The following is an 11,416-nucleotide window of genomic DNA, read 5'->3' on the forward strand; positions in this document are numbered from 1 at the left end:
GGCTATAAAATTAGCGCCATTCAAGTCGGATTATTAAGCTATGATAGTCGGATTCATACGGGTTCATTGCAACAAAAACAAGCCATCTCACACCCATGCAACCTTTATTCGACTGTTTTATCAATGATAGATATTTATTTCATTATGTAATGTTGATAGCAGTATCAAGTGAGAGACATAGATAAAAATCAAAGAGGAATAACAACTTTATGCTCCTTCTGGTTTCTAAAAATAATGAACTCGACTTCTTTTTGTGTATCCGCGCGTTTCAATGCCTCTTTCATATCACTTAATTTATTGACAGATTTTCTATTTATTCCAAGCACAACATCATTCGGAGCAATAAAATCTCTGACAGGACTGCCTAGGGCATCTACTGAAACAACATAAACTCCCCGTTCCGTATCCATACCGGTAGCGGAGCGTTCTTCCAATGTGTCCAGATTCTTAAACGTCACTCCTTTCCAAAGCATCGTCTTGGTATCCGTAACATGACCTGCCACAAGCGGAACGGGCATAACAGGACTTTCAGCCAACTGTTTCAAATGAAAAGACAACACTCCGAAATTATTCATCGGAAAATTACGAAAACCTCCTTTAATTATCGCTTCAGAATCGTCCGCTACATTAAAATCACCTTTCGCAGCATCTATAAACCTGATCGCAGCTACTATAGAATGAGCATCTCCACCAAGTTGGCGAGCTGCAAGATACGATAAACTGTCTGTAAAGATATTATAGTCTACTTCCCTGCCCCAGCCATACACTCTTATAGGTTTATATTTGGTCATTACAATATTACGTGAAAAAACATCTCCGCTGTTTTTAAACCATAAATGCGGATGGAGCGTGTTATTGACAATGATATTATTTTCAACAGTTCGATAAAAGCCTTCACGTAATTTTATGCCGCCATTCAAACAAAGATTATTGTAGATTTGATAATTACTGGAACCATCGTCCAAATCAATATCCCATCCTCTATCACAACGCAACCGATTATGACGGATAATAATAGGTTCAACTACATCTGCTAGAATCAACGCAGGGTTTTCATCCGTAATTTGTGTCATTACATTATAATTCGGATGCCAAAAACGGTCACGTCCCCAAGAGTTGATAGTTCCATGGTCGCCTGTTTCTTTCACGGTGTTAAAAATATCGTTGTATTCGATAATATGTCCTCCCCAAGTACCTTCACTGATATTAATTCCGGCACGGGGAGTATCGTAAATACTGTTATGACTTACTGTAATATTACGGCACATGGAAAGTTCCACTCCTGTAATCTGCTTTTCAAACAAACCGATAGTACAGATTAAATTATCGTAGACTTCACAATAAGCTGGATGATTGTCATTCTGCGAACCTTTAGCAGTATCCATTTTATCCAAAGGAACAAATTCCCCGTACCTAAAACTCGGTGAACGTACTCCCGCCACATCTCCGACAAAGCAGATGGCACTGGCTCCAATAGAAGTCAGGTAAGAACCGGTCACCGCAGAATTGCGATTATATTTATCAAAAAAGACACCGTTTCCACCTACATGATGGATATAGCAATCACGCAGGGTACATTTTTCCGTTCCCCTGAAAATAACGGCTCCTCCCCGATATATCGTCCAGTCCGAACGGAGCAAAGGCTCATAATGTTCCATAAATGTCCGTATCGTTTGCGTCAGTTCTATTCCTTCAATAGTTATGTTTTTCACCGGATGGGATGAAGTTCCTGCAATTTCAATCAAGTTTTTAAGTTGCGGAGTTTCAAACACCAGCTCGTTTATATTTTCATCAGACAAAGGATAATAATACAACCAGCCTTCTTGTTTATCATAGTACCATTCTCCCGGAGCATCCAGTTCTTCAAAGATATTCTCTACCATCCTGTTTTCAGGATGGATTCCCATTGGACGATTATTCTGCCAGCCACCTTCCAGTTGCAACTCTCCCTTTTCATTCTTGCCTGTAATACGATAATGAAAATCACCCCAATCATGACTATGCATGGCATGAAAGTAACCACCTTCCGGATTCTTCCATTTTTTCACTCGTTCCGGGGCTGTTGCCAAAGCAGATGTACCATTAAAACGAACAGCTGTTTTATCATAATCAGGATAACGTGCCATAGACCTCAAATCTCCGTTTACAATAAGCATATCCATAACCGGATTCCCTTTCACAGCAGCCCGCATGATACCATTCTTGTACTTTTCCCATTTCAAGTCCAAGGTAATTCCGCTCGATATTATAGCTTTCTCACCTGGATAATTCCTTATTATTAATTCTTTCGAATCATTTCCATCAGCAGAGGTCAGCACCAAGGGGGTATCTAAAATATATTCCCCTTCCCTCAAATAAATTGTAGTACAGTTCTTATCCTTTCGAGCTTTTTCCACTGCTTCATGAATGATATGAAAAGGAGTTGCCGGACTGCCATCTCCACCGGATGATGCATGAGGAGAAACGTAATATATCGATTGGGCATAAATGCCTATAAATGGCATTGTTGATAAAAAAAGAAGGATTGTTTTTATTCTTCGTGTTTTCATTATGATATGATTATTTGGGCTATATGTATGAGCAAAGATAGACTAAATAAAATACTTAATTAACAAAAAATAAAATTTTAATAACTTTACGTACCATAAAAGAAATGGTATGGGAGTTACATCAAAAAACAATCAATCCCATACCATTTCAGTTACCTGAAAAAAGAGCCAAATTACAAATTCATCTCTATATCAAAACTTTTACCTATGATACAAATATCAAAATAAAAAAAATCTATTTTAATTTATAAGATAAATCGTATTTTGTACCACCTACGGAAACTTCTACAGAAGCACCATCGGCATGGAATGTGCCAGGAGTCGCACCTGTATTATCTGTAAATTTAGCACTAATATTCAATTTTGCACGATCAGCCTCATTCGTAAACGGGTGGATTACCGTAATAAAACGTGCCGCACCTCCCATCGGTTTGGTTATACTCACTCGATACCATTTGCGTTGAAGTGTTTTCTCATTCTGCTTACTAGAGGACCAATTAGTACTCCATTTAGCTACATATCCGGAATTAGTTTCAACAAATGTCTTAAACTGCATGTTATTATTATCGTCAAATTTTGTGTAAGCACCATACTGAAAGTTCTCCTTATCAGCTTCATCAACAACAACCTTAGGCGCATTACCCAAATTGAAAGTCACATCCACCACCGGGGTAGTTTTACCGGCATCATAGCCCTCGTCCACCAAAACAAAGAATGTCTTGTTCACAAAAAATATGGCACGACGATGTGTCAAGTCACCATAGGACTTATTTTCCGTTACAAGCACATCGATATTGCCTTTGCTTTCTTGCAACAAGAATTTTCCATTCATATAACCATCTGCTATAGTGGCAGAGTTCTTGGTCATTGTATTGTGCATGGTGGTTGCCCGATATGATTTGCGCAGATTATCACTTTCTTTATCTCCTCCATAAGTAAAGAAACCTGCATCCGGTAAGAAATTACGTCCGTCACGATATAAACTGAAAGTTCCGTTATCTGGCTGGCAGTGCACATAATTCTTGGGATTATTGTTATTTTTCACTACCATCATTATTGCATCTGATGCCCACTTACTGCGCAACATATAATAACCGCCATCCTTATAGAGCTGGATTAATTCTTCAGGAGTCTTACCTTGTTTCCCTTCGGTTGCCATCCATGCGATTTCTTTATCATCAGGGAACATGGCCATATATCGACGGAAATTACCTAACAGTACACTTTTAGTCCATGAACTGGCACCTGTATCATTAAAATTATCAAAAGAATAATCGGGATACGTAATATCCATTACGAAACGGGCAGCTTTCTTCAATAATCCGACATAATTGGTCGGGAAGTATCCGACTTTATTGTTGACTTGTGCCATATTATAGAGCTTATTGCAAGCATAAACAGCTTCTATATGATAACCGGGAGTCAGTTCTACATGTACCCCATCACCTAAGAATTGTGCTTCCACCTGTTCAGTGATTTTTGCTGTACCTTCATTCAACCATTCTCCTGCTTTCTTAAATTCCGGCATTAATATTCCGGCAGAAACAACACTCTCCACTTGAGTAATAAGAATATTAGTCTCTTTATAATAATTCTTACGGATACATTCCACTCCATCCGACAGGGCAACGAGAAATGTAGAAAGCCATTCAGGAGTAAAGTTCTCCGATTGAATAAAATAAGACATTATATCAAGTTGTGCCTGTACTCGATGAGCAGGTTGAAGTCCATACCATTCCACATTTTTGTTTTTATCGACTTTCCCTTCAGGGCAAGGAAACGTTTTCAGCCAATCGCCATAAACCTCTATCCATGATTTGACATATTTTTCATCATGAGTAACCGTATATGCATTAGCCTGGTATATCATCCACTGATGGCGATGCAACTGATAAACAAATTCCGCATCTCCCTTATACTTGTCAGGGACATAATTCCAGTTTATTTCATCATCTTGTTTAAACAGGACATACGTTTCTTTCCCAGATGCATCTTTAGACTCATATTTATCTTTTATATAAAAACGATATTCTAAAGCTTGGTCAGCAATATTTTTATTGAAATCGCCAATAGAGGTCTGACCCAGATTTATATTAGGATTGGTAACATCCTCTCTATTCCGGTAGTATTCCAACAATTCGGAAGTAGCCGAGACGTAATCTTTCTTATCATAATATGCTTTCACTTTTTCCAAACCGGGATAATCAAGATTGATTACTTCAAAAAGTCTCGGAACTGTTGTTTCACTTCCACCATTATCCTCTTCCTTGACATGATTCTCAAAGAAAATAATCTTATCATCATTGCAGGCAGTCATGAACAGAGCCAGCAAAAAAAGCAAACTAAATATTTTTGAATTCATATTGTTTCAAATTTAATTAATTACCATTACTCCATCCCGGGTTTTGCCCCAAATCCGGATTCATATAAATTTCATTCTGGGGATAAGGGAATAAATACATCTTATCATTCCAGTACATTTGCTGTAACAACACCTTTTCATAAGAGAGGGAAGTGCCGCTCTTTGTTATCTTTACCCCATAGATATTCCTAACTTCATCCAACCCCGCTATCTTCCAACGGCGAATATCATAGAAGCGATGCCCTTCAAAAGCCAGCTCAATGCGGCGTTCATTGCGAACCTTTGCTGTAAAGTCCGCTCCATTTTCAGTCACATGTTTCATATCGGCACAATCACGAACCTGATTCAAGGCTGCACGTGCCGTCAATGGACATCCTTCTGCCGTAGCATCCGGACCTTTCCACTCATTCATAGCCTCCGCATAATTCAACAATATCTCGGCATAACGGAACAAGACATAGTGATGATACAGTTTATTCGGTTTGTCTGGGTCGAGTGATACGGACGGATTCATATATTTACGCAGATAATATCCTGTTTTCGTTGAACCATCCAAGATCTTGTTTTTGCCACCTTCGAAAATCTCCACCTTTTGTTTCTGCCATATAGAACCATTGGTCAGTACATTTTTGTATAAACGCGGATCACGTGTTTCCTTATTGGAAGCATCATAATACATATTTGCCACATGAGTAGGATTATTCCAGTCAAAAGGAGTCCCGTCCTTCATTTCATAAGCATCTACCAAATTCTGTGTAGGCGTATTTCCTCCTTCCGCACCTTCATATCCCATCGGTTCATTGCGTGATTCAAAATCACTGGTAGTTGCAATGGCACGACGCTCAAAAATCAACTGTTTGGACTTCAAGACCTCATTACCACCCAAATCCGAATACAACGGGTCAGTAGAAACGTTAGGCAATTGATATTTATTCATTTTTATAACCTCATAAGCTGCTTTAGCTGCCGCTTCCCACTTTGTCAAGTCATGAGCAGGATTATGCAAATCACTTGCCGCATACAGTAAAGCCCTTGATTTTAAAGCCAGTGCCGCACCTTTGGTCACCCTGCCTGTCTCGCCTCTGACACCATCTTCCGGCAGTCCTCCTTCCCGGGTTATCTCCGTACATTCCTTTGCTATGAAATCTATCACATCCGCAAATGAAGTCTTTCGTACAGAATTAATCTCTTCCTGCGTATAAGTACGTGTTATCAAAGGAATATCCCCATAGCGTTTAGCCAGTTCGAATAAATAGAACGCGCGCAAGAAGCGGACTTCCAAAGAAAATTTAGAAGCCTTGTCTATCATTTCATCATAATCTTCATTGTACTGAAAACGTTCAAGCACTTTCGGATCAAAGTTCTCCAGGAATAAATTGGCGCTACGCACTCCGTCCCAAAAGCCCCAACCGTCATCGACACGCTTTAGCGGGCTCCAAATACCATTGGTTATATAATAGATACTATTATTTTCCCAAGTATAAACAGAGTTATCGGTAGCAGATTCCATCATCGCATCACTCACCCTCCCAAAATCAGTCGGCAAGAAACCATATATATAAGCTACCGATGAGTTCATATTATTAAAATAGCTGTAGGCTTCTTCCTTGGTTTTTCCGCTAGTTTCATCGTAATCGAGGAAATCACATCCGTCCAATAAAAACAGAGCGAAAGCCGCTACTACATAGTTCTTTATATTTCGCATAACTATCTTTATTTAAAAGTTAATATTCAGACCCAGACATACAGAGAATAAATCCGGATACCCCAATGTCAGATCTTCACAATTGAAATAATCAATCTTATCTATAGAAAATACATTCTGTGCTTTAGCATAAATCTGAAGTTTATCCAATTTTATCTTTTTCACCCATTTCTGCGGCAGATTATAATAGACATTCAGATTACGTAATTTCAAGAATGAACCATCTTCAATCCATTGTGTACTAGTCTGATAATTATTTTCATTCGACAATGTAGAAAGACGGGGTACATTGGCGACATCTTTCATAGCTTCCGTCCAACGAATCTTATCTTTCAAATACCAAGTCGCGATATTGGTATTGCCATTACGTAAGGGCTGATGTACATTTGCCACATTCAATTGTTTGGTCAGCCCACTCACTCCATTAAAGACCATATCTATTCCAAAGCCTTTATATTCGAAGCCCAGATTCAAGCCGAACACCATTTCGGGCACCGTTGTAGACTTGCCGATTGCTATCCTATCCTCACTATCTATCCTTCCATCTCCATTCTGGTCTTTATATTTCACATCTCCCGGACGAACCACCGAAAATGTTTGTTCCGGGCTCTTGGCAATATCCTCTTCATCACGGAAATAACCGACGGCTTCCAATCCAAACAGTTGCCCGACTTTATGTCCACGTGTATATAAATAGTCGTAAGGCTGATAGGCTTGTCCGTTTTCAACAATCTCACTATCATTCAATGCCCAATTCGCATTTACAAAATAATTGAAATCCTTATGTTGTCCACTCCATCCCAAACTCAATTCTACACCACGGCTCTTTACTTCACCTATGCAGGCTTTCGGCGGGTCGATGCCTAGTATGCCGGACACATTATTATTAGCAACTAAAATATTAGTACGATGGTCATAGTACACCTCTGCCGTTGCCGTGAAGTTCTTCCATAAACGCAGGTCTACCCCCACATTATATTTGTCTGCAGTCTCCAGATTCAAGCCATATACAGGTAACCTTTGTTCTTTCAAACCATTGACTACTGTCATACCATCTCCAAAAGGATATCCTGTCCCCCCTGTCCAGAAATAATTCCCCAATCCATAATCAAGTTCATCTACCGCAGAACGTCCCCAAGAAGCCCGAAGTTTCAACAAGTCCAGGTTAGAAGCCCCTTTCAGGAAATCTTCGTTAGCCAAATTCCAACCAGCAGAAACAGCCGGATAGAAACGAAACTTATCACCTTTCAACAGAACACTTGTACCATAATAGTTGCCGACAACATCTACCATATAACGGTTGCCATAATTATAACCGACAAATCCCATGATATTCTGCCGATAATAAGAGGCGTTATTTTCTAACGGTTCTTTCATATCCTGCCGATAGACAGCCGAAGCCGACAATTGATGCTTACCGGATGTATAGTCATAATTCAATTTAGCCTCAACACTGGCACGTATCAATTGGGCAGACAATACAGACTTGGTTATCTGCACCTTGCTATCCGTACCATAAGTTTCACTTACCGGGAGTCCCTCTTCCGACAGATAACCGACTTCATACTTATAGGTCTTACTACCTATATCCTGAAAAGTGGCAGTATTATCATAAGCGACAGCCACTTCCGCACTCAACCCCTTCAGGAACATAGAGAAATCCTGAGTAATCCGCATATCTGTTTCCAACATACGACGATTTTCCTGTACATATCCCACATCTGCAATAGCCGCAATCGGATTCATCTTAAAAAGCGTATTACTCCCCCAATTATTATTCAGCGTCTTCACCGGAAATGCAGCGGCAGGTACTTTATAAAAATTCTGGAAGATGGTATTAATATCCGTATTCGGTCGCTTATCTTCTCCAATAATGCCATATAAGCCAAACTTCATTCGGGTGCTGGAAGTGATATCCACATCCAAATTCATACGCAGTCCTAACTCATAAGTCCGTATCTGAGAATTATAACGATCCGAATAGTGAGTATAATCTTCATTCAACAAACCAAACTTATTCTTATAATCCAACAACGCCATATACCGTACTCTTTTTCCGCCACCACGCATCATTACATTAAACTGATTGTTTTCGCTGAAATTCCTTGTACCCTCTTTATACCAGTTGACGTTCGGATAATAATTCGGATTCGTACCATCCTTAAACCGTTCCAAGTCCCTTTTCGTGTATTGTAACGGCAAACCATCATAATACAGCGCTTCGTTCTGCGCCATAGCATACGTATAAGCATCCGCCATTTCCGGCCGGTTGACAGGAAAATCGAAACCATGACGATAATTCACATCCACATCAAACGAATTATAAATACCTCTTTTGGTATTCACCAAAATGACTCCGTTAGCCCCTCTGGCACCCATCAAAGCCGTAGCAGCACCATCTTTCAAGACTTGAACGGACTCTATTTCTTCTATTGTCATATTCGTCAGTCCCCGTTCAAATCCATCCACCAAAACCAAGGGAGCTCCGCTACCCAAACCACCACGACCACGTATATTCATGCCGGCATTAGCATCCCAACCAACCGTTTGACTGAGATGAAGCCCTGATATCAATCCAAAAAGCGCGTTATTCACCCGGTCGGGAGAAGTCGCGTTCTTTTCCAGCAAGTCAGCATAAATAGCAGTCACAGACTGGGTTTGGGTGTCTTCTGTCCGCTTTAGAAATCCCAAATCAACAACCGCGTCTTTCTTGATATCAAACACCAAATTCAGGGTATCCCCTGTGATTTTAATCCGCTTGGTTGCTACATCTGCATAATTCAGTTCAATATAATCACCTTTCTTCAACAGGAGTGAAAACAAACCGTCTTCATCAGTGACATTGTTATTTCTGTATTCTCCTACCTTTGATACCTTTACACCCGAAAGAGGTTTACCGGAGCCATCTTTCACAATGCCATTCATCATCTCCTGCGCCACCAGACTTACCGAAGAGATGAATAACATGCCTATCGTAAATAATAATTTATTCATAATCAAATCGTTTAATTAACCTTATTACCAGCCGGGATTTTGAATCAATCCATATTTCTTATTGATTTCGCTTACAGGAAATGGCAATAAATACCAATATTCATTCCAATAATATTTAATATCGTCACGCGTACTCACTGCATACTCGAAGTCACTTCCGACCTTCGTCGTTTCCAGCATTTCCATGGGACGTGTAGCCCATTCCGCACCCTTTTTATGACGCATCATATCAAAGTAGCGAACATCTTCCTGTCCGAATTCACGGGCACGTTCATCCAATAAGTAGTTCAACAATGCATCACCTTGCGGCACCTTAGCGGAAGTTACCCCCGGCAACCCTGCACGTTCGTGCACGAGGTTCAGATAATCATAAGCGGTCTTCTCAAATTCATCGGGCACGTTAGCCTTCCCCAATTGGTTCATAGCTTCGGCTATACTCAAATAAATCTCAGGCATACGAATCATGGGACAAGAGTAAGGCTTACCTTTCATCTCATTCTTCTTATCACGAATAAACTTGCGGAATCCATAGCCAAATTGAGTTTTCTTCTGCACAGAACTTCCCGAACCATATCCTTCGCGTCCACCTTGATAAACTTCTGCTGTCCGTCCCTGCCATTTATCACCATTTACAAGCAAGTTCTCATATAAACGCACATCACGGTTCGGCTGTCCTTTTTCATCAAAAAACGGATGCGCACGGTGTGTCTGATTATTCCAATCGAATGTAGAACCATCCTTCCATTGGAACATATCCGCATAATTTCCACGCGGGATACCATAACCGGATTCATACATACGGAACGGTTTATCTACGCCATCATAAGTTCCCCAACGGAAAGAAGCCATCACAACCTCCTGATTGCCTTTCGTAAAATAGCCGTTTACATAGTCCTCTCTGGGATTCCCTGTATTTTCAATCCGATAATAATCACCATTCTGCATGTTCAGACGCAAGAACTCTCTTCCTGCCTCCAAAGCAGCCTCCCAACGGCTATCCTGCTGATTTCCATACCAAGTCAGAAGTTCAGTAGCCGCCTGTCCGTCATAATAGGGTGCTTTATTATTAAATAATGGACTGGCAACAAATAAGAGTAAACGGAACTTCAACGCTTTAGCAGCGGCTGCTGTCATATGTCCATATTCTTCAGCGGTGGTAGACCAAGGCAAATCGGTTGCCGCCTCATCCAACAACGCAACTGTTTTATTGACTGTTTCCTCCAACGTCAGACGAGGAAACTGGAAAATCTCATCTGCCGCATACGCGTGGTCTATCCAAGGCATACCACCATAGAAACGAATCATTTGAGTATAGTGAAAAGCAATGACTACTTTAGCTTCCGCTTTTCGAATACGCTTTTCGTCATCAGTCATATCGGGAACTTTATCTACATTTTCAATATAAATATAAGCCTTCCTTATACCAAAAGAGGGATTTCCCGTCACTTCAGTAATCTGTGAATGAAAAGGAAAATAAGGAAAGTTGATACAACTGGAAGAAGAATTAAAGTCTCCGCGTGTCCATGAGATTGGTTGTGCATATCCTATATCAGTATATCCATCCAAAATAAGCCCCTCCGGATGACACCCTCTCAAGGTAGGCATAAAATCCCACAAACTCTTATAAAACTGGTTTAGGGCCTGGTCTGCATATTTCTTGGAAGAAAACACCGTATCAATAGATACATCGTCACTATTGGGTTTCTCCAAAAAATTATCACCGAACTTCAAGTCTTCACATCCGATGAATAAGCTAGCCAGAAGTCCGCATAGAATAATTAAACTTTTGTTTTTCATAATAATCAT

5 protein-coding genes are annotated in these 11,416 nt (G+C 40.2%); all 5 read right to left on the reverse strand.

Annotated features, from left to right (window positions below):
- Nucleotides 1-188: 188 nt before the first annotated feature.
- The 5 genes from Bovatus_RS08790 to Bovatus_RS08810 all read right to left on the reverse strand — a co-directional run bounded on the left by Bovatus_RS08790 (nucleotide 189) and on the right by Bovatus_RS08810 (nucleotide 11,407).
- Nucleotides 189-2,549 carry a right-handed parallel beta-helix repeat-containing protein gene (locus Bovatus_RS08790; RefSeq protein ID WP_004321548.1) on the reverse strand — a complete coding sequence of 787 codons (2,361 nt, stop codon included), beginning with the start codon at nucleotides 2,547-2,549 and terminating at the stop codon, nucleotides 189-191.
- A 235-nt stretch (nucleotides 2,550-2,784) separates the two neighbouring features.
- On the reverse strand, nucleotides 2,785-4,911 hold the full coding sequence (gene hepC / locus Bovatus_RS08795; RefSeq protein ID WP_004300968.1) for a heparin-sulfate lyase HepC: 2,127 nt from the start codon (nucleotides 4,909-4,911) through the stop codon (nucleotides 2,785-2,787).
- Nucleotides 4,912-4,927: 16 nt separating this feature from the next.
- Nucleotides 4,928-6,616 carry a RagB/SusD family nutrient uptake outer membrane protein gene (locus tag Bovatus_RS08800; protein WP_004300969.1) on the reverse strand — a complete coding sequence of 563 codons (1,689 nt, stop codon included), beginning with the start codon at nucleotides 6,614-6,616 and terminating at the stop codon, nucleotides 4,928-4,930.
- Nucleotides 6,617-6,628: 12 nt separating this feature from the next.
- A complete protein-coding gene (locus tag Bovatus_RS08805) occupies nucleotides 6,629-9,610 on the reverse strand; it encodes a SusC/RagA family TonB-linked outer membrane protein (RefSeq protein ID WP_004300970.1) in 2,982 nt (993 codons plus the stop codon).
- 24 nt (nucleotides 9,611-9,634) lie between these two features.
- Entirely contained in the window at nucleotides 9,635-11,407 is a 1,773-nt protein-coding gene (locus Bovatus_RS08810) for a RagB/SusD family nutrient uptake outer membrane protein (RefSeq protein ID WP_004321551.1), read from the reverse strand.
- Nucleotides 11,408-11,416 lie beyond the last annotated feature (9 nt).

Source organism: Bacteroides ovatus (assembly GCF_001314995.1).
Taxonomy (GTDB): domain Bacteria; phylum Bacteroidota; class Bacteroidia; order Bacteroidales; family Bacteroidaceae; genus Bacteroides; species Bacteroides ovatus.